The organism is Flavobacterium sp. FG139 (genome assembly GCF_057809695.1).
In genome coordinates, this window is sequence record NZ_JBMDKL010000003.1 from 197,364 (window position 1) to 218,335 (window position 20,972).

The following is a 20,972-nucleotide window of genomic DNA, read 5'->3' on the forward strand; positions in this document are numbered from 1 at the left end:
AGGCATTTTTTGCTAAAAAGTATAATTAAAACCAATCATATAACCGCCTTGAACTTTGTTTAAAGAAACATCGATGTTTTTTTTAGCATACGGTTTGGTAAATAAATAAGAGGAGCCAATCCCAATAGTAGCACCAGCCAATACATCCCAACCGTCGTGTTTTTTAGCTTGAATTCGGGTGTAGCCAACATAGGAAGCCAATAGATATGAAGGAATTCCATATTTCCATCCGTAACGTCTTTGAATAAAAGCGGCACCAGTAAAAGCACTAGTGGTATGCCCAGACGGAAAAGAAAAATTATCGGAACCATCAGGTCTGGGTTTGAGTACAATGTGCTTTAAAGTTTGTTCGAGTACCAAACTTGTACCATATGCTTTGATGAACTGCCAAGTTGGTTTGGTATGGTCATCATTCCAAATGAAAGTCGACCCAAATGCCACCGCTGGAATTGCAAGCTGTAAAATGTTACCACTAGTTGTGATTGCTTTATTTTGTGCTTTTACATTGGTTAAACACAAAATAAGTGTCGAAAGAAAAATTAGTTTTTTCATAATTTAAAAAGTTATAGTTGCACCAACTAAGTTCATATTGTTTAATCGGTTGAAGGTATAGTTGGTTTTGAAAGTTGTCTTTTTAATACCCAAATCAACTGTTTTGTCTTGTTTGATGATTCTTCGATTGGCAATGGTTTTTCCCATTACATATCCCATAAAAATGGCTACTGGATAATCAGAAGTCCAATGCACTTTTCCGCTTACCATGTTAAAGGCTAAGATGCTTCCAATAGAATATCCAACTGGTTTAATCCATTTTAGTTCGGGATAATTAGTAGCAATAATAGTAACCGTTGCTATATAAGTCGCCATATGACCCGATGGCATGGCATCATAATTAGGAGTATGCGATTGAAATGCACTAAAACTTGGGAATGGATTCCAAGCGCCATTTTCTTTGGTGGCCATGTTGGGGCTTTCTCTTCCAGATATCCTTTTGATGGTTTGGTCTACAACACCGACAGAAAATAGTGCTTCGATTAATTCATTAGAAGTATTTAAAGCCCTATAATCGTTTTTGCCTATTTTTCCGATTCCCCAAAACATTCCACTTAAAAGTAAAGTGGTTCCGCCATTTCCAATGTAATAAACTCCAGAAGGTATATTTTGCGGTACAATAGATAACAATCCAAACATTTTTTTGTAGTGTGCATCTTCATTCCAAATGCCAACTGCAGCTCCTAAATCATCGGCTTCTTCGGTAATTCGTTGATCAAAAGGAATAATAGCCAAGGTAGAACCTACTGCTAGAGCGTCCCATTTTAAGTTCTCTTTTTGAATGGCAAATTTTCCTAAACTAGCAATGTCGTTTGGAACGTACCTAAACATGTCCCAAGTACGAGGTTTTTTAAAGCCAATATTGGAGCTGTCTTTGAATTTAACGTATTGTAATTCAAGGTTTAAACTGTCTTTTTTTTGAGCAAAAGTAATTTGAAAAAAAGCGGTAAAGGCAACTAGAAAAGAAAAGGATTTTAATGACATAAACCATGATTAGATATGTCGCTAATGTAGTTGTGTTAAAACGAGGTATGCTTAAGGTATACTTAATTGTTGCTTAAAGGAAGTTTAATAAATTCTTAAATAATTCTTAAATCGATAAAGAAATGACATTTTTTTATTAAAAATTTGTATAATTAGCAAAATTATATTTCAGTTGAAAATTGAGAATCGTAAAGATTTTTGTAGTAACCTTTTTCTTTGCTAACCAATTCTTGGTGGGTACCCATTTCAACAATCTGACCTTTATCCATTACAATGATTTTGTCAGCAGTAACAATGGTTGCCAGTCGGTGGGCAATTACAATAGAAGTTCTATCTTTCGTAATGGTTTCGGTAGCACGTTGAATCAATTCTTCCGAATAGGTATCAATAGAAGAAGTAGCTTCATCTAAAATTAAAATACTTGGATTGCTTACATAGGCACGTAAAAAAGCAATCAATTGTCTTTGTCCAGACGATAGCATGACGCCACGTTCTTTTACATTATAATCATAGTTTTCAGGTAAACTCATGATGAAATTGTGAACGCCAATTTTCTTAGCGGCTGCAATGACTTCTTCCCGAGAAATAGCTTCATTATTTAAAGTGATGTTGTTTAAAATAGTATCAGCAAAAAGAAACACATCTTGAAGCACTACTGCAATTTGGGTTCGCAAACTTTCTAAAGTAAAATCATCTATATTTTGATTGTCAATATAAATGGCACCCGAATCTATCTCATAAAAACGATTCAGCAAATTGATAATGGTTGATTTTCCTGCTCCAGTTGAACCTACTATAGCTATGGTTTCTCCCGATTTTACTTCCAGTGAAATGCCTTTCAGTACTTCTTCATTGGCAATATAACTGAAACGAACCTTTTCAAAACGAATATTTCCTGCAAAATGTTGGGCTACAACAGTACCATTTTGTTGTACTTCTTCTTCGGTATCGATAATATCAAAAACTCGATTGGCAGCAATCATTCCCATTTGCATTTCGTTGAATTTATCGGCAATTTGACGCAATGGATTGAATAACATTCCGATGAACATGGTATAGGAAAACAAATCACCAAAGGTGGTAAATTTATCTCCATCAACAATATGAAAACCTCCATAAAGCACCACAAATCCTAGTGTAAGCGATGAAATGATATCGGCAATTGGAAAGAAAATCGAGTTGTATAATATCGTTTTGATCCAAGCCACATTGTGCTTCTGATTGATGTCTTTAAACTTTTCGTATTCAATAGCTTCACGGTTGAACAATTGTACGATTTTCATTCCGGTTACACGTTCTTGAACAAACGTATTTAAATTGGCGACTTGAGTTCGAACTTCTTCGAAAGCCACTTGCATTTTGCGTTGGAAAATTCGAGTAATGTACACCAATATAGGCATGGCTGCGACCACAATCCAAGTCAATTTCCAGTTCATGTAAAACATAAAAAGGAGTACGACCAGCATTTTCATCAAATCGCTAATAATCATAAATAATCCTTGACTGAAGATGCGTGCAATTTGTTCGATATCCGAAACCGAACGTGTCACTAATTGACCAACTGGAGCAATGTCGAAGTACTTCATTCGGAACGAAAGCATGTGTTGAAAAAGCTTTGTTCGAATGTCTTTGATAATCTCTTGCCCTAATAAATTGGCCCAGAACACAAAGAAAAATTGTGAGATTCCTTCCATCAATAACACCATACCCATTAAAGAAACATAGAGCAATAATCCGTTTTCATCTTTAGGTTTGATATAACTATCTACCGTTTGCTTCAATAAAAAAGGACGAAGTGCAGCAAAAATAGACAACAATACCGCCGTAGCAATTACTCCGTAGAATAATAACTTGTAGGGTTTGGTATACTTTAATATACGTTTGAATAATCGTATGTCGAATGCTTTTGCTTTCATTTACTACTATTAGATTTTAGATATCAGATTTTAAATATAAAAGAGAGGTCTAATTTCTAGGTTCTATTATCTATTTTCTAAATAAGAATATTCCACTTTGGTTAAATACAATCCGTGTGCAGGTACTGAAAAACCAGCTTTGCCACGGTCTTTACTTTCTATAATTTTGGTAAAATCTTCTAACGTTATTTTTTCTAAGCCAATATTAATCATCGTTCCTACAATGGCACGAACCATATTTCGTAAAAAACGATCGGCAGCAATGGTAAAAACCAATTTGTCGTTTTTTTGATTCCAATGTGCTTCAAAAATACTGCAATTGAAGGTGTTTACATCGGTATTTACTTTAGAGAAACATTCGAAATCCGTGTGATTGAATAAGAGGTTACAGGCTTCATTCATCAACGCCACATTCAAAGTATTGTGATAGTACCACGAATCGTCACTTTTAAAAGCATTTTTTTGAGTATGAATATGGTATTCGTACGTTCGTTTGGTCGCATCAAATCGGGCATGGGCTTCGTCATGAACTGGATGAATGTTAATGATGACAATATCTTTTGGTAAAAATGAATTCAGTTTATGAATGTAAAACGGAATATCAATGGACGTTTCCAAATCGAAGTGGGCAAACATTTGCTTGGCATGCACCCCAGCATCGGTTCGTCCGGCACCTACTAATTCAATTTCGGTTTTCAAAATTGTTGTAAGTGCTTTAGTCAAGGTTTCCTGAACAGAACTAGCGTTGGGCTGGTATTGCCATCCGTGATAGTGGGTTCCTCTGTATGCAAATTCGATGAAATATCTCAATTTTTTGGTGCTATGATTCAAAGGTGCAAAGGTACAAAGGTTTTTAAATTGGATGTTTAAAGTTTTCATAATTTCATTTGTTATCTTTACCTGCTCAGAATCTTAGAACCTTAGTCACTTTTTACATTGAAAAAAATCCTCCTCCTTTCCGATACCCACAGCCATATTGACGATACTATTTTGAAATATGTACAGCAAGCCGATGAAGTTTGGCATGCTGGTGATATTGGTGATTTGAAGGTGACTGATACTTTAAAAAAACTAAAACCACTTCGAGGGGTTTATGGCAATATTGACGATGACAAAGCACGAATGGAGTTTCCGTTACACAACCGATTTATGTGCGAAGGCGTTGACGTGTGGATTACCCATATTGGGGGTTATCCTGGAAAATACAACCAAGTAATTCGGGAAGAAATCAGAATAAATCCGCCTAAATTGTTCATTTGTGGGCATTCCCATATATTAAAGGTGCAGTTTGATAAAAGTTTGAATTTGTTGCACATGAATCCGGGTGCTTGCGGAATATATGGTTTTCATCAAGTGCGTACGATGCTTCGGTTTGAAATTGAAGGCGATAAAATTCAGAATTTAGAAATTGTCGAAATCGGGAAAAAGTAGTTTTTATTGCAGTATACGGGTTCTAGCCCAGATTGCAATGGAAAGCTTTTTCATCAAAACTGCTTGGTTTTTCTTGGTTTTAGAAAGCGACCCACGGAAGCTTTGTAAAAGCATTAGAAAACCTGCTGTATTGTGAAAAACTTGCAATGAAAAGCTGGAAAAGCTGCTAACAAAAAAATCCCAAACTTTCGTTCAGGATTTTCTTCGCACTAATAAACTAAGTTTATAGGTTTACCTCAATCGGTCCACAGATTTTACGAGATCTTCGTCCTTCTTGATAGCTTTGTTGGCCAAAACTAAGAAAACGATAGAAATGATAGGAAGAAACATCCCAATACCCTTCTCAGAAACTGCAGGAGTTCCTCCGGATAGATTTAGCGAACGATATACAAATAATCCTAATAAAATTAAATTTAATATCATATTCAATCTGTTTAAAACAAATTGGTGTTGTCTTTTTTTGAATGAAATGATGCTCATCACGGTCAGCGCCGTGCTCAAGCCAAACAAAATAACATACAAAATCTCACGATTAAACATAAAGTCTTTTCCGTCCAATTTCCACAAAGGGAATAGGTAAGGAAGCACTGCTACTGCAATAAAGACTAAGGTTAAGTAAACGGTTTGAATTCTTTGTAACATTTTTGTTATTTTGAATAGCAAAAATATATTTTCTTTTTTTAAAAAACTATTGCTTGAACGAAATTTATTTGTATTATTGCATAACAAATCCGTAAGTACTTCAAAAACACGGAGATTCCATAAGAAAAAATCACTACACATTTTGTATTGTTATTCCATCCATTAAATTATATATAAACATTTATGTTTGATAGTTCTGCATTAAAAGGCATGAAGCTGCCTGAGCTTCAGGAAATTGCTAAGTTAGCAAAAACCATAAAATTTAACGGTGTAAAAAAAGAAGTCTTAATTGAACAGATTTTGGCGCATCAAGCGGCCACTTCCAATGAAAGTTCAGCATCGACAACAGCTCCCAAAGAAGAAAAGATAAAAAGAGCTCGAATTGCACCTGAAACAAAAATCAAAAAAAATAAAGATTCTAAAGATTTATTTTCGGAAGCGCCAGTGGAGCAACCACAACCGGTAGCAGAAATTACGACGGTAGATGAAATAAAAGAAGCGCCTCAAAAAAATGAGAAGTTTCAAAAGAAACCAAAGTTCATTAAGCCGGCAAAACGAACTTCAGAAGAAACAGAAGCAACACAAGAGGTAAATCAAAATGAAGTGCCAAAAGAAGTAAATTCAACTGCTGAGATTTCCAGTGATGATGCTGCAACTGCTACAGTAAAACAGCACAATCAGAATCCCAACCAAAAGCATAAGAATCAAAATCCGAATCAAAACCAGAATCCGAATCAAAACGGTAATGGAAACGGAAATCCCAATCAAAATCCCAATTTTAAAGCGAAGAAAAATCCCAACTTTCGCGACGCCGATTATGAATTTGACGGAATCATTGAAAGTGAAGGTGTTTTAGAAATGATGCCCGATGGATACGGATTTTTGCGTTCGTCTGATTATAATTACTTGGCTTCACCAGACGATATTTATTTGTCGACATCTCAAATTCGTTTGTTCGGATTAAAAACAGGTGATACCGTAAAAGGAGTCGTGCGTCCGCCAAAAGAAGGAGAGAAATTTTTTCCATTAGTAAAAGTCTTGAAAATTAACGGTCACGACCCACAAGTGGTTCGCGATAGAGTATCTTTCGATCATTTGACTCCAATCTTTCCGCAAGAAAAATTCAATATTGCAGGTAAACAGGCCAGTACTTCTACACGAATTATCGATTTGTTTTCTCCCATCGGAAAAGGACAACGCGGTATGATTGTGGCGCAACCCAAAACAGGTAAAACCATGTTGTTAAAAGACATTGCTAATGCCATTGCCGCCAATCACCCTGAAGTGTATTTGATTGTTTTATTAATTGACGAGCGTCCAGAAGAGGTTACCGATATGCAACGCAGTGTGCGTGGCGAAGTGATTGCTTCCACTTTTGACCGTGAACCAATGGAACACGTTAAAATTGCCAATATCGTTCTTGAAAAATCAAAGCGTTTGGTAGAATGTGGTCACGATGTGGTGATTTTATTAGATTCAATTACGCGTTTGGCTCGTGCTTACAATACCGTTCAACCAGCGTCTGGTAAAGTATTGAGTGGAGGAGTAGATGCCAATGCCTTACAAAAACCAAAACGTTTCTTCGGTGCTGCTCGTAACGTAGAGAACGGTGGCTCGTTGAGTATTATCGCAACAGCATTAACCGAAACTGGTTCTAAAATGGACGAAGTAATCTTTGAAGAATTCAAAGGAACAGGTAATATGGAGTTGCAGTTGGATCGTAAAATTGCCAACCGTAGAATTTTCCCTGCTATCGATTTAACGTCGTCGAGTACGCGTCGTGACGATTTATTGTTGGACGAAAACACGTTAAAACGCATGTGGATTTTACGTAAATTCCTAGCCGATATGAATCCGGTTGAAGCCATGGATACGATTAACGATAAAATTAAAAAGACTAGAAATAACGAAGAGTTTTTGATTTCTATGAATGATTAATCAAAAATTGAATATAGAAAAAACCGAGCAGTAATGTTCGGTTTTTTGTTTTTGGAGCGAATGGTTTGGATGTTTTTGGTTTCCGTGTTCCTGCTTTACGCTATATTTTTATACCTGTCAGGTTTCAAAAACCAGACAGGTATAAAAGATACCGCTTCAATCAGGGCTATTTGATAAACTATAAACACTAGTTTAGCTTTTCATCAAGCTTTTTCAATTAAAAAAAAGCCATTCCAAAACGGAACAGCTTATCTATTCTGTGATAATTTGTGAAATCTGTGTTTAAGACTTATAGCTTAGAATCTTTATGACAATTTACTCTTTAGAAGCTAAATAACGTTCTGCATCCAAAGCCGCCATACAACCTGTACCAGCAGCAGTTACCGCTTGTCTGTATACATGATCAGCTGCATCACCACCTACAAAAACTCCTGCAACATTAGTCTTAGAAGTTCCAGGAACATTTACAATATAGCCTGTTTCGTCTAGTGTTAAATAGTCTTTAAAAATGTCGGTGTTGGGTTTGTGACCAATTGCTACGAAAAATCCTGTGGCCGGAATTTCTTTCGTTTCACCACTTATTCTATTTTTAACACGAACTGCAGTTACTACTTGACCATCTCCCAATACTTCATCGGTTTCGGTATTCAATAGTATTTCAATGTTTTCGGTTTTGCGAACGCGTTCTGCCATGATTTTTGAAGCTCTAAATTGTTCGCTTCGAACCAACATGGTTACTTTTTTACACAGTTTAGAAAGATAATGTGCTTCTTCACAAGCCGAATCTCCAGCACCTACAATAACCACTTCTTGATTTCTGTAGAAAAATCCGTCGCAAACCGCACAAGCCGAAACACCACCGCCCATATTTAGATAATGTTGTTCAGAAGGTAATCCTAAATATTTGGCAGAAGCACCAGTAGAAATGATAATCGTTTCGCAGTGAATTTCTTTAGTATCATTAACCCATACTTTGTGAATTGGTCCGGAAAAGTCAACTTTGGTTACCCATCCATCGCGAACATCCGTTCCAAATCGTTGGGCTTGTTCTTGTAGGTTTACCATCATTTGCGGACCTGTAATTCCTTCTGGATTTCCTGGGAAATTTTCTACTTCATTAGTTGTTGTCAATTGACCACCAGGTTGCGTTCCTTGGTATAAAACTGGGAACATATTGGCTCTAGAGGCATATATCGCAGCAGTATAACCCGCAGGTCCAGAACCTATTATTAGGCATTTTACTTTTTCTATTGTGTCGGACATTGTTTGTTTATTTTAAGTAGTGCAAATGTAGGTTTTTATTAAAATAAAAATATAGAAACTAATTAGAAAAAAACTATTTTCAAATAAATGAGAATTATTCTTAGAAAAGATTTTGAGAACTAATTTTTAGTTTTATATTTGCACTCGCTTTCGGGGTGTAGCGTAGCCCGGTTATCGCGCCTGCTTTGGGAGCAGGAGGCCGCAGGTTCGAATCCTGCCACCCCGACAAAAGTCTTTTCATTTATTTGAGAGGCTTTTTTCTTTTTAATACTTTTTTCACATAAAAAAACCGAGAATAACTCGGTTCATATTTTTATTTTGTTGGTTTTTTCATTAAAACAGCACTGTCTACAAAACGTTTCAAGTCAATTTTTTGATCACCATACAATTGAATTTCAGATTTACCAGAAGCTTCAATTGATAAATTACTTTTTACATTAATACTTATATTGGTATAAGCTTCACAAATTAATTCGGCATTTTTAACCGATAAACTTTTAGCAGCCAGATTGGCATTGTTGTCCAAACGAAATTTGGCAGTTTCAACATCGCCATTTACAGTTGCTTCACTTTTTTGATACATATCAAAAGTTAGATTTGTAGCAGTAATCAATGCTTTTAGGGTTGTGTTTTTTACTAAACTAATGGTAGTGTTTTCGGCTTTCGAATTCAATTCGGCTTTCGATTTATCATCCATTAAAAGCGTAATATTTTTTGATTTTGAGTTCAGAAACAATTTGGACGAATCATAACTCTTAAACGTGATGTTGTCCAATTCTATTTCAGCCAATGCCGTAACAGAAGCTTCATTTCGGGTAACAACCAATTTAAAATCATCGGTATATGTAACTCTAATGCTTAATTTTTTATATCCAAAAGCACTTTTTAAGGTTGAAAGTCTTAGTGTAGAACCTGTAATTACGGCATCAATAGCATCGTGAAGGTTATCGTCGGCTTCAATTTCTAATCCGCATTGCGTGCCTTTGATTAAGAAAACTTCTAAATTATCAGCCACTTCTAAGGATTCGAAAGATTCTATTTTTTTTATTTCTGTAGTCACAATTTTAGAACCTTTTACTTTTTCTTTTTTTTGTGAAAAGGATAAAGAAGTAACAAATACTAAAGCGATTATAATTATTGATTTTTTCATGAGTGTTTTGATTTGTGTGCCAAATTTATAAAAAACTTGGTTCCCTATTTATAAATCGTATTATTGTTTTAATCGAACGCTCCATTCGAAGTCCATTTCAGCAACTTGGTCGCCTTTTTCATCGATACCAATGGATTTTAACCAAATCGTTTCTCCTTCGCCAGTTGCTATTGTTTTTTGGATGGCTTGTTCTATTAAATGTCCATCATTGCAGGTAAAAATGATTCTGCCTTTGGCCTTTTTGGTAAAATTTCCTTTGTTGTTGGCTACTAACATCGAAATTTTTTTGCTACTTTTTTTAATTTGATACATCACCAAGGCACCAGTGGTCAGTTCGGCAGCCATCGCTTGAACCGCAAAATACATCGAGTTAAAAGGATTCTGATTGAACCAACGGTGCTTTACGGTTGCTTCGCATTTATCGGGTGAAATTGATTTTGTACGAACACCACACCAAAAAGCGGAGGGAAGTTTGAAGAATAAAAAAGTGTTCAATTTGGCAGGTGTAAATTCCATGAAGTATTGATTTTGTTGTAAATATACAAAAAACAGCCGCTATTTTAATAAAACACTAAATGTTAATATAAAGTTAAATTTAAGTACTTTGTAATGCATAATACCTTTTTTTAGTTGTATCTTTGTATAAGAAATTAATAAGCTATCTATAGTATTGTTAGTTTTCATTTTATCAATCATCAAAAATCAAAACAATGAGCACATCCAACGAAAGAACCATTTCATCAATAACCCACTTGAGCGCGTTGACTCAATACTTTTTTCCATTTGGGAATTTTATTTTTCCAATTGTTATTTGGAGTTCCAAAAGAAAAGATTCTGAATTTATAGACTATAATGGCAAACAAGTATTGAATTTTCAGTTGAGTATTTTTTTGTACTCTTTAATCCTTTGCATTATTGCTGTGCCTATAATCATTTATTTAGTTTTAAAAAATGTAGCTTTTAGAACCGCCTTTAACGATGGTGATTTTACCATCCATCATTTTAATCTTGGCGATATAACAGGAATTGCTGGAATTGCAATTTTTGCTGCCATCATTTTTGGATTTTTAAAAGTATTTGAATTCATACTTATAGTTAACGGCGCAGTGAAAGCATCCAACGGAGAGCCATATAAATACCCATTAGCTATACCCTTTTTTAAATAATAGTTTCAATCATCAAAATAATCATCAATCACAATCGCAGCACAGTCAAATTGTTTGAAATGCTGTAAAACAATCAAAAAATGAACAGTTTAATTAAAAAATCAAAATCGAATTATGAACATTGAAAACACAAAAGCTCAAATGCGTAAAGGTGTTTTAGAATTCTGTATCTTATCTGTTTTAAAAGAAAAAGAAGCCTACACCTCTGAAATATTAGACACCTTAAAAAACGCTAAATTGCTTGTAGTAGAAGGAACCGTTTATCCGCTATTGACAAGACTAAAAAATGACGGTTTGCTGAATTACCGTTGGGAAGAATCTACTTCGGGTCCGCCAAGAAAATATTATGAGTTAACCGAACTGGGAAAAACATTTTTAAACGAATTAAACGGCACATGGACCGAATTGTCTGACGCTGTAAACATCATAACTAATCAAAAATAACAATCATGAACAAAACAGTAAATATTAATATAGGTGGTTTATTTTTTCATATAGATGAAGATGCATACCAAAAGTTATCAAGATATTTTGATGCCATAAAACGTTCACTTTCTAATTCATCTGGAAAAGACGAAATCATGAAAGACATTGAAATGCGTGTTGCCGAACTTTTTACAGAAAGACAAAAAAGCGATAAACACGTAATCAATACTAAAGATGTTGACGAAGTAGTTGCAGTAATGGGACAACCAGAAGATTATAGAATTGACGACGATGCATCAGAATCGACATCTTCAAACTTTAATACTAAACAAAAACTAAAAAAGTTATATCGCGATAAAGAACGCGGATCAATTGCTGGAGTTTGTACTGGTTTAGGATATTATTTCGGAATTGATTCCACTTGGATTAAAATCGCCTTTTTAGCCACAGCTTTTGCCGGATTTGGTTTTGGAGTGGTGGTGTATTTAATCCTTTGGATTGCAACTCCAGAAGCGCTTACCACTTCTGAGAAATTAGAAATGAGAGGCGAACCAGTGACCATTTCTAATATTGAAAAAAAAGTACGTGAAGAATTTGAAAATGTATCCGATAAATTCAAAAACGTAAATTACGACGAATTAGGAAATAAAGTAAAATCGGGTGCTGAGTCGGTTGGAAGCCGTTTAGGAGATGTTTTTACCAGTATTTTCGGAGCTTTTGCCAAAGTTCTTGGAGCTATAATAGTAGTGTTTTCTTCGGTTTCACTTTTTGGAATTTGTGTAGCTTCTATCGTAGCGATATTTTCTTCTTCTTTACCACAAAATACGTTGATCAATCATTTTAGAACGCCTTTAGGGTTAGAAACACCACTTTGGGCTCAAGGAATTTTATTCTTGTTGGCTTTCGGAATTCCTTTTTTCTTTTTATTAATTTTAGGATTAAAATTGCTGGTAACCAACTTAAGATCTATTGGAGCTATTGCAAAGTACACCTTACTAGCTATTTGGGTGATTGCAGTTGGAATATTAATCGCTATGGGAATTAATGAGTTTACTCAAATTTCATCTGAAGCTAAAGATGTGAAGAAAGAAATCATCAACATTATACCAACAGATACGTTGTGTGTTAAATTTCAAAACAACGATTTTTATTCCAAAGATTATTACCGTCACGACGACTTCAGACTGACTCAAGACGAGCAAAATCGTGAAATTATTTACTCTAATAATGTGAGTATTGAAGTTATGAAAACCGATGCGAAACAACCCTATTTACAAATTGAAAAATTAGCCGTTGGAAAATCGGCTGACGAAGCTAAAAAACGTGCTGAAAAAATTAAATATGGATACAAAATCGTTGGAAATCAATTAATTTTGGATAATTATTTATTGACTGAAGTAGCTAATAAATTTAGAGATCAACGTGTAGAATTGTTTCTTTATTTGCCAAAAGGAACCCTGTTAAAAATGGATGAAAATGTTCGAGATTTTGATGACTCTAACGACGAATTTTTCAACTTGCATTACAGTTCTGGAGATTATATTTACAGAGTAGGTGATACTCAAGTAAAATGTTTGAATTGCCCAGCTGATGAAAACGAACACAATGATGTAGAAATACAATTAGAAGATGTTCAAGCCACTCCAGATAATGATTCGATTAATTCGGTTTCAGTCAAAATAAATGGAAAAGAAGTCATCCAAACGACCAATGGAAAAGAAAAACCCGGCAGTTTAATTATTAATAAACAAGGTATAATCGTTAAAACAAAATAGTCATGGTAAAAGTAATTGTTTTTTGTACAAAAATTATTGTAACAGTAATGGTAGCATTGTTATTTGCTTCCTGCGGTAGTAACGTTTTCAACGGAATTAAAGGCAACGGAAATGTACAAACCGAAAAGAGAACCATTACCGAAAAGTTCACAAAGATTTCGGTAAACCGCGGTATCGAAGTTGTTATCGAACAATCTGAAACAGTAGCGGTAGAAGTAGAAGCCGATCAAAATTTGTTAAGCCACATCACCACTAAAGTGGAAAACGGAACCTTAGTAATTTCTTCGGATGAAAATATTTATAGTGCCGATTCTGAAACAGTGCGTGTAACAATGCCAGTTGTGGAAGGATTAGAAAGCACAAGTGGTTCCAATATCAAAACCAAAGGAACGCTGAAAAGTGCTGCAACAGCAACCGAAATTAGAGTTTCATCTTCAAGCGGAAGCGAAATAGAAGCAGCCTTAGAATTTGATAGTATTAACGCCGAATCAACTAGCGGAAGTACCATTACTTTATCAGGGAAATCATTAAAATTAAGAACAGCCACTTCAAGTGGTTCACATATTGACGCCCAAAGTCTATTAGCCAACGAAGTAACTGCTGAAGCTACTAGTGGCAGTTCTACAGAGGTTCGTCCTTTAGTAAATTTAGTTGCCAAATCGAGTAGCGGGTCTTCTATTGATTACTCTGGAACTCCCAAAAATATTTCTAAAGAAGAAACTTCCGGCGGAAGCGTTTCCAGTAATTAGAATAATTTATTTTTTTAGTTGTATTAAAGTCCCAAGTAATCTTGGGATTTTTTTTGTAATCAAAATCTTCAACAAAAGTTAAACCAATACCAATTAACGTTACGTTTTTACTTTTTCCTCGTAAATTTGAATAAAAAAAGAAGATGAAAGTTCTGATTACAGGCGCAACCGGACTAATAGGACAAGAATTGACCCATTTGCTTTTGCAAAACAATCATACCGTTCATTATTTAACCACTTCGCCATTAAAAATTCAAAATAAAGCCAACTATTATGGCTTCTACTGGAATCCGCAAGAAGGCAAAATCGACGAAAATTGCCTTGATGGTGTTGATGCCATTGTACATTTGGCAGGCGCTTCTATTTCTAAACGTTGGACCAATTCTTATAAACAGGAGCTAATCGAAAGTCGCGTGCTATCAGCCAATTTGTTATTCAGTTTGCTAAAAAAAGCACCGCATCAAGTGCACCATTTTATTTCGGCATCCGGAACGGCCATTTATCCCGATAGCGATACTGCCATTTATAACGAAGCATCCAAAGAAATCGATACTTCTTTTTTAGGACACGTTGTAGTAAAATGGGAAGAAAGTGCCAACCAATTTCATTTGTTGAATCTAAAAGTAACCAAACTCCGAACAGGAGTCGTTTTTTCCAATAAAGGTGGTGCCCTTTTAGAAATGATAAAACCTATTAAAATGTATGTTGGTTCTGGCTTTGGCTCTGGAAAACAAATGCAATCGTGGATTCATTTAACCGATATAGCGCAGTTGTATTATTTTGTGTTGCAAAACCAAATTGAAGGTGTAGTAAATGCCGTATCACCCAATCCGGTCACTAATCAAGAGCAAACGAAAGCTATTGCAAAATACCTCAAACGTCCGTTGTGGTTGCCCAATGTACCGCAGTTTGTAATGAAATTAATTTTAGGCGAAATGCATATTTTGTTATTTAATAATAAAAATATTGTACCTAAAAGAGCACTCGAACTCGGATTCAAATTCGAATTTCCAACCTTAGATAAAGCTCTGAAAAACCTCATAAAATAAAAAAAGCTCCAGTTATCGCTGGAGCTTTTTTCATAAATGAATTAATATCTTTTTGCCTTTCGGACAATTGTAAACCTTTTATATTTCAAATATATACAAACTAAATCGTTATAGTCTTAAAATTATACTAAATTTTTAAGAAGCAGCATCACAGTAGAATTTTTTTAAACCTTTTTCCCGCTATTCGCTGTATCTTTTTCTTTTTAAAGAAAAAAGAAAAAGGATGCCGCTGCTATCGGGGCTAAATACAGTCTTAGGGATTCTAAATTCTCAATTTCATAGCACATTTACCATAAAAAAGAAGTGACAATTTGACATTTTTAAAGAAATGGCAGTACTTTTGCAACCCGTTATGGCGAATAAAATTCGAAATGAACCTCAAAAATATATTTAAAAATAAAAACACAATGAGTACTGAAAATACTGATAAAGAAATTCTAGATAATGAAAAGGCAACAGTAGAAAATCATACTGATGAGTCAGCTATAGGTGTTGAAACAGCAGAAGAATTAAGTGTTGAACAAAAATTAGAAGAAGATTTAGCCAAAGAAAAAGACAAATTTTTACGTCTTTTTGCTGAATTTGAAAATTATAAAAAACGTACATCTAAAGAGCGAATCGAATTATTTAGAACTGCCAACCAAGAAGTGCTACAAGCCATGTTGCCAGTTTTGGATGATTTTGACAGAGCCATGGTTCAAATTTCTAAATCAGAAGATGAGGTACTGTTAAAAGGTGTAGAGTTAATTCACGAAAAACTTAAATCGACATTGGTATCTAAAGGATTAGAAGAAGTTGAAGTGAGAAGTGGTGATGCGTTTAATGCCGATTTTGCAGAAGCCATCACACAAATTCCAGCACCATCCAAAGATTTGAAAGGAAAAATTGTAGATGTTATCGAAAAAGGATACAAATTGGGTGACAAAATCATTCGTTTTCCAAAAGTGGTAATAGGGCAATAATCAGCTGTAGCGACATTGAAATAGTTTGCTGCAACAAAATGATTCAATCATTTGTAACGTATATAAAATGAAAAAAGATTTTTACGAAATATTAGGCATTACAAAAAATGCTACACCAGAAGAAATTAAGAAAGCTTACCGCAAAAAAGCAATCGAGTTTCATCCTGACAAAAATCCTGGTGATGCTGCGGCAGAAGAAAATTTTAAAGCTTGTGCCGAAGCGTATGAAGTACTAAGTGATCCTAATAAGAAAGCCAAATATGATCAATACGGACATCAAGCATTTGATGGTGCTGGTGGTTTTGGTGGTGGCCAACACATGAATATGGATGATATCTTCAGTCAGTTTGGGGATATTTTTGGAAGTGCTTTTGGCGGCGGTGGCGGTTTCGGCGGTTTTAGCGGAAATGGCGGCGGTCAACGTCGAGTAAAAGGAAGTAATTTGCGCATCAAAGTCAAATTGACATTAGAAGAAATTGCTAATGGTGTGGAGAAAAAAGTAAAAGTTAAACGCAAAATACAAGCGCCTGGCGTTAAATACAAAACATGTGCAACCTGTAATGGTCAAGGCCAAGTTTTGAAAGTAACCAACACTATTTTGGGTAGAATGCAAACGGCTGCAACATGTCATGTGTGTGGCGGTTCTGGGCAAACCATTGAAAGCAAACCGACCAATGCCGACGCCTACGGAATGATTATGGAAGATGAAACGGTATCGATCAAAATTCCAGCAGGAGTAGTAGACGGTATGCAGTTGAAGGTTTCTGGAAAAGGAAATGACGCACCTGGCAACGGAATAGCTGGTGATTTAATTGTAGCTATTGAAGAACAAGAACATGAATTTCTTAAACGCGAAGGAGAAAACCTCCATTACGATTTGTACATCAGTGTTGCCGAAGCGGCTTTAGGAGCTTCTAAAGAAATTGAAGCGGTTAATGGAAAAGTACGTATCAAATTAGAAGAAGGGATTCAATCGGGTAAGATTTTACGTCTAAAAGGTAAGGGAATTCCTAGCTTGAATAGTTATGGAAGTGGCGATTTACTAGTACATGTAAACGTTTGGACTCCTAAGACATTGACGAAAGAACAAAGACAATTCTTTGAAAAATCACTCACAGACGAGAACTTTATTCCGCATCCAGAAAAGAGTGATAAATCTTTTTTTGAAAAAGTTAAAGATATGTTTTCGTAATTATAAAATTATTTCTACATTTGAATATTACTTGGAAACAGGTAATTTCTTTTTCATAGCAATTTTTCCCATCCTTGTGTCAAAATAAGGGTGGGTTTTTTGTAACAAAACCTTTCTAATTGGGACTAATTGAGTACTTTTACCAATTCAATAGCAATCTTAAAAATCAACTTCAAAAATCAATAACTATTAATTTTTTTTTGAAATTGAGTTTGTTTTTTGAAGTTGAAGTCGATTTTTGAAGTTGAAATTTATTAAAATGTATGAGTACTATTCTCGAAGTAAACAAAGTTGTTAAGCAATATGGCGATTACACTGCGCTTAACGAAGTTTCTCTTTCAGTTCCACAAGGCAGTATTTATGGATTATTAGGTCCGAATGGTGCTGGAAAAACCTCTTTAATCCGAATCATCAATCAAATTACGATGCCCGATAGTGGCGAAATCCTCTTGGATGGCGAACCATTAAAGCCAGAACATGTTGCCTATATTGGATATATGCCTGAAGAGCGCGGCTTGTATAAAACCATGAAAGTGGGAGAACAATGTTTGTATCTCGCACAACTCAAAGGTTTGTCTAAACAAGAAGCCAAAGCACAACTCGATTATTGGTTTGAACGATTGGAAATTAAAGGGTGGTGGAATAAAAAAATTCAGGAGCTCTCTAAAGGTATGGCACAGAAAATTCAATTTGTGGTAACCGTTTTACATAAACCTAAATTGCTAATTTTAGACGAACCTTTTTCGGGTTTTGATCCAGTAAATGCCAATTTGATTAAAGACGAAATCATCGAATTGAACCGTCAAGGGACTTCTGTCATTTTCTCTACACACCGGATGGAAAGTGTAGAAGAAATGTGCGATTACATTGCATTGATTCACAAATCGAATAAATTGATTGAAGGAAAGTTGATTGATGTCAAAAAACAATTCAGAACCAACAGCTACGAAGTTGGAATTTTAAGTAATAACATCGAAGGCTTGATGTATGATTTGACACAAAAATTTACATTAACGCAAACCGATTTCAAATCGCTAAACGACGAATTAAAACTCGAAATTAATCTCGGAACAGCTACTCCAAACGAATTGTTAAATATACTGTTGCAACGTGGTCAAGTGACGCATTTTGTAGAAAAAATTCCGAGTGTAAATGATATTTTTATTAAAACAGTAACCGAATAATGAGTAAATTAGTACTAATCATAAAAAGAGAGTTTATTGCTAAAGTTCGCAATAAGTCGTTCATTGTAATGACGTTTTTGAGTCCGTTACTTTTTGTCGGAATTGGCTGTTTTGTAGGCTATTTAAGTACGATGAAAGCCGATTTAAAAACCATTGCTGTTCACGATGAAACGGGTCGATTTGTCAATCAATTCAAAAGTGACGAAGAATACAAATATGTTGATTATTCGAAAGTTGATTTGAAAATATTGAAAGACAGTATTCTAAAAGAAAGCTACGAAGGACTTTTAGTGATTCCTAAAGACACCAATAATTCATCCTTGCAAAAGAAGATACAGTACATTTCTGCGAATAGCCCTAATATTACGTTTATCAGTGATGTTGAAAATGCGATTGCAAAAAAAATGACGCAAGAGAATTTTGATCAAAAAGGCTTGGACACTTTAAAAATTAATAATGCCAAAGCAAAGGTTTCCATAAAAATTAAAAAACCGAATGGCGAAACCACCTTAGAAGGTTTGAATTTGGTTAAAACTATTGTAGGTGGAATATTTGGCTATTTAATCATGATGTTTATCGTGTTGTATGGAAATATGGTGATGCGAAGTGTCATTGAAGAAAAAACCTCACGCATTATAGAAGTGATTATCTCGTCTGTGAAACCTTTTCAACTGATGATGGGGAAAATAATTGGCACCTCACTTGCTGGAGTATTGCAATTTCTTATTTGGTCCATTCTCGGATTATCGGCTATGTTTATCTTGTCGGCTGTTTTTGGGGTTCAAGTTGGAGCAACCTCTGGAGCACAATCGCAAATGGCAAATGTTGCACAAAGCGGACTTGCCGAAAATATTCCTATCATTCTCAAAGAATTGCACGAATTGCCTATAGCAACCATTTTAATTTCCTTTATTTTTTATTTTATTGGAGGCTACTTTTTATACAGTTCGTTTTATGCTTCAATTGGAGCTGCAGTTGATAACGAAACCGATTCACAACAATTTTTATTACCGATAATTATGCCTTTAATTTTAGGTGTTTACATCGGATTTTTTACCGTAATAAACGACCCTCACGGAACCATAGCTACCGTATTTTCTATGGTGCCATTAACCTCGCCTATTGTAATGATGATGCGAATTCCGTTTGGTGTGCCTTGGTGGCAAATTGTAATTTCCATGTTGATTCTTTTTGGTACATTTCTTGGAGTAGTGTGGTTCGCGTCCAAAATTTACCGTGTCGGAATTCTGATGTATGGTAAGAAACCAACTTGGAAAGAATTATACAAATGGCTTAAATATTAATGTTAATTTGGTTATTTGTGTATTCGGTTAATCGATATCACAAATAACCAAAGAACCAAATAACGAATTAACGTAATGTCAAAAATATTAATCATAGAAGACGAAGCTTCCATCAGAAGGGTATTGAATAAAATACTTTCTGAAGAAAATGATACCTATAAAGTAGAAGAAGCGGAAGATGGTGCTCAAGGCCTTGAAAAAATCAAAAATACCGATTACGATTTGGTATTGTGCGACATCAAAATGCCCAAAATGGACGGTGAAGAACTATTGGAAGCCGTTAAAAAAATCAAACCCGAAATTCCAATTGTCATGATATCGGGTCACGGTGATATGGAAACGGCCATAAACACTATGCGCCTTGGAGCTTTTGATTACATTTCAAAACCACCCGATTTAAACCGATTATTAAACACGGTACGCAATGCTTTAGACAAAAAACAACTCGTAGTTGAGAATAAAATTCTGAAGAAAAAAGTCAGTAAAAATTATGAAATGATTGGTAATTCTGAGCCTATCAATCACATCAAACAAATGATTGAAAAGGTAGCTCAAACCGATGCACGCGTTTTAATTACAGGTCCGAACGGAACTGGAAAAGAACTAGTAGCACACCAATTGCACGAAAAAAGCGAACGCGCCAATGCCCCAATTATTGAGGTGAACTGTGCTGCTATTCCATCCGAATTGATTGAAAGTGAATTGTTTGGTCACGTAAAAGGTGCTTTTACTTCGGCGGTTAAAGATCGAGCAGGTAAGTTTGAAGCAGCCGATGGCGGAACCATTTTCTTGGATGAAATTGGCGACATGAGTTTGGCCGCTCAAGCAAAAGTATTACGAGCTTTACAAGAAAATTTGATACAAAGAGTAGGAGCAGACAAGGATATTAAAGTCAATGTGCGTGTGGTTGCGGCTACTAACAAAGATTTGAAAAAAGAAATAGAAGAAGGACGTTTTCGTGAAGATTTGTACCATCGATTGGCAGTAATATTAATTAAGGTTCCAGCTTTGAATGACCGTAGAGATGACATACCTTTGCTCATTGAATATTTTGCATCCAAAATAGCCGAAGAACAAGGAAATGCACCAAAATCTTTTTCTAAAGAAGCCATCAAATTATTACAAGAATACGATTGGACTGGAAATATTCGGGAGTTAAGAAACGTCGTGGAACGCTTGATTATATTGGGTGGAAGCGAAATTTCAGAAACGGATGTAAAACTGTTTGCTAGTAAATAAATAAATGCTTTAAGCATTAAGTCATAGGCATGAGTAACGTTGTTTTACTT

20 protein-coding genes and 1 tRNA gene are annotated in these 20,972 nt (G+C 35.2%); 13 read left to right on the forward strand and 8 right to left on the reverse strand.

Annotated features, from left to right (window positions below; genetic code table 11):
- Window positions 1-12 precede the first annotated feature (12 nt).
- The 4 genes from ACODSI_RS03790 to truA form a co-directional block, all read right to left on the reverse strand.
- Window positions 13-552: a phosphatase PAP2 family protein gene (locus ACODSI_RS03790; protein ID WP_488915517.1), complete on the reverse strand. Its 540-nt coding sequence runs from the start codon at window positions 550-552 to the stop codon at window positions 13-15.
- 3 nt (window positions 553-555) lie between these two features.
- Window positions 556-1,536, reverse strand: coding sequence for a phosphatase PAP2 family protein (locus ACODSI_RS03795; protein WP_488915518.1), 981 nt, complete (start codon window positions 1,534-1,536; stop codon window positions 556-558).
- A 161-nt stretch (window positions 1,537-1,697) separates the two neighbouring features.
- A complete protein-coding gene (locus ACODSI_RS03800) occupies window positions 1,698-3,452 on the reverse strand; it encodes an ABC transporter ATP-binding protein (RefSeq protein ID WP_488915519.1) in 1,755 nt (584 codons plus the stop codon).
- A gap of 66 nt (window positions 3,453-3,518) precedes the next feature.
- Window positions 3,519-4,262 carry a tRNA pseudouridine(38-40) synthase TruA gene (gene truA / locus ACODSI_RS03805; protein ID WP_488915622.1) on the reverse strand — a complete coding sequence of 248 codons (744 nt, stop codon included), beginning with the start codon at window positions 4,260-4,262 and terminating at the stop codon, window positions 3,519-3,521.
- 126 nt (window positions 4,263-4,388) lie between these two features.
- Between truA and ACODSI_RS03810 the strand changes: the two genes are divergently transcribed.
- A complete protein-coding gene (locus ACODSI_RS03810) occupies window positions 4,389-4,883 on the forward strand; it encodes a metallophosphoesterase family protein (RefSeq protein ID WP_488915520.1) in 495 nt (164 codons plus the stop codon).
- A 231-nt stretch (window positions 4,884-5,114) separates the two neighbouring features.
- Here ACODSI_RS03810 and ACODSI_RS03815 read toward each other — a convergent pair whose 3' ends face one another.
- A complete protein-coding gene (locus tag ACODSI_RS03815) occupies window positions 5,115-5,525 on the reverse strand; it encodes a DUF4293 domain-containing protein (RefSeq protein WP_488915521.1) in 411 nt (136 codons plus the stop codon).
- Between the two features lie 183 nt (window positions 5,526-5,708).
- Between ACODSI_RS03815 and rho the strand changes: the two genes are divergently transcribed.
- A complete protein-coding gene (gene rho, locus ACODSI_RS03820) occupies window positions 5,709-7,463 on the forward strand; it encodes a transcription termination factor Rho (RefSeq protein ID WP_488915522.1) in 1,755 nt (584 codons plus the stop codon).
- Window positions 7,464-7,778: 315 nt separating this feature from the next.
- On the opposite strand, the gene trxB is transcribed toward rho, so the two are convergent.
- Window positions 7,779-8,726 carry a thioredoxin-disulfide reductase gene (gene trxB, locus ACODSI_RS03825; protein ID WP_488915523.1) on the reverse strand — a complete coding sequence of 316 codons (948 nt, stop codon included), beginning with the start codon at window positions 8,724-8,726 and terminating at the stop codon, window positions 7,779-7,781.
- 151 nt (window positions 8,727-8,877) lie between these two features.
- Here trxB and ACODSI_RS03830 point away from each other — a divergent pair.
- Window positions 8,878-8,952: transfer RNA gene (locus ACODSI_RS03830), tRNA-Pro, on the forward strand.
- An 87-nt stretch (window positions 8,953-9,039) separates the two neighbouring features.
- Here the strand turns inward: ACODSI_RS03830 and ACODSI_RS03835 are convergent.
- Together ACODSI_RS03835 and ACODSI_RS03840 are read right to left on the reverse strand one after the other, a co-directional pair.
- The gene (locus tag ACODSI_RS03835) at window positions 9,040-9,876 is read right to left on the reverse strand and encodes a GIN domain-containing protein (RefSeq protein ID WP_488915524.1); all 837 of its coding nucleotides are present in this window, start codon (window positions 9,874-9,876) and stop codon (window positions 9,040-9,042) included.
- Window positions 9,877-9,936: 60 nt separating this feature from the next.
- A complete protein-coding gene (locus ACODSI_RS03840; RefSeq protein ID WP_488915525.1) occupies window positions 9,937-10,392 on the reverse strand; it encodes a DUF4442 domain-containing protein in 456 nt (151 codons plus the stop codon).
- Between the two features lie 194 nt (window positions 10,393-10,586).
- Here ACODSI_RS03840 and ACODSI_RS03845 point away from each other — a divergent pair, with 194 nt between their 5' ends.
- The 10 genes from ACODSI_RS03845 to ACODSI_RS03890 all read left to right on the forward strand — a co-directional run bounded on the left by ACODSI_RS03845 (window position 10,587) and on the right by ACODSI_RS03890 (window position 20,922).
- Window positions 10,587-11,042, forward strand: a complete 456-nt coding sequence (locus tag ACODSI_RS03845; protein WP_488915526.1) for a DUF4870 domain-containing protein — start codon at window positions 10,587-10,589, stop codon at window positions 11,040-11,042.
- 114 nt (window positions 11,043-11,156) lie between these two features.
- Window positions 11,157-11,486 carry a PadR family transcriptional regulator gene (locus tag ACODSI_RS03850; protein WP_035126226.1) on the forward strand — a complete coding sequence of 110 codons (330 nt, stop codon included), beginning with the start codon at window positions 11,157-11,159 and terminating at the stop codon, window positions 11,484-11,486.
- Window positions 11,487-11,491: 5 nt separating this feature from the next.
- Window positions 11,492-13,243, forward strand: coding sequence for a PspC domain-containing protein (locus ACODSI_RS03855; protein ID WP_488915527.1), 1,752 nt, complete (start codon window positions 11,492-11,494; stop codon window positions 13,241-13,243).
- Window positions 13,244-13,245: 2 nt separating this feature from the next.
- Window positions 13,246-13,992: a head GIN domain-containing protein gene (locus tag ACODSI_RS03860; protein ID WP_488915528.1), complete on the forward strand. Its 747-nt coding sequence runs from the start codon at window positions 13,246-13,248 to the stop codon at window positions 13,990-13,992.
- A 143-nt stretch (window positions 13,993-14,135) separates the two neighbouring features.
- Complete coding sequence (locus tag ACODSI_RS03865; RefSeq protein WP_488915529.1) at window positions 14,136-15,041, forward strand: TIGR01777 family oxidoreductase; 906 nt, start codon at window positions 14,136-14,138, stop codon at window positions 15,039-15,041.
- Between the two features lie 371 nt (window positions 15,042-15,412).
- A complete protein-coding gene (locus tag ACODSI_RS03870; protein WP_488915530.1) occupies window positions 15,413-16,003 on the forward strand; it encodes a nucleotide exchange factor GrpE in 591 nt (196 codons plus the stop codon).
- Window positions 16,004-16,070: 67 nt separating this feature from the next.
- The gene (dnaJ, locus tag ACODSI_RS03875) at window positions 16,071-17,195 is read left to right on the forward strand and encodes a molecular chaperone DnaJ (RefSeq protein WP_488915531.1); all 1,125 of its coding nucleotides are present in this window, start codon (window positions 16,071-16,073) and stop codon (window positions 17,193-17,195) included.
- A 263-nt stretch (window positions 17,196-17,458) separates the two neighbouring features.
- Entirely contained in the window at window positions 17,459-18,379 is a 921-nt protein-coding gene (locus tag ACODSI_RS03880; RefSeq protein WP_488915532.1) for an ABC transporter ATP-binding protein, read from the forward strand.
- On the forward strand, window positions 18,379-19,683 hold the full coding sequence (locus ACODSI_RS03885) for an ABC transporter permease (RefSeq protein ID WP_488915533.1): 1,305 nt from the start codon (window positions 18,379-18,381) through the stop codon (window positions 19,681-19,683). Before ACODSI_RS03880 ends, ACODSI_RS03885 begins: the two co-directional genes overlap by 1 nt.
- Before the next feature lie 75 nt (window positions 19,684-19,758).
- A complete protein-coding gene (locus ACODSI_RS03890; RefSeq protein WP_488915534.1) occupies window positions 19,759-20,922 on the forward strand; it encodes a sigma-54-dependent transcriptional regulator in 1,164 nt (387 codons plus the stop codon).
- Window positions 20,923-20,972: the final 50 nt, after the last annotated feature.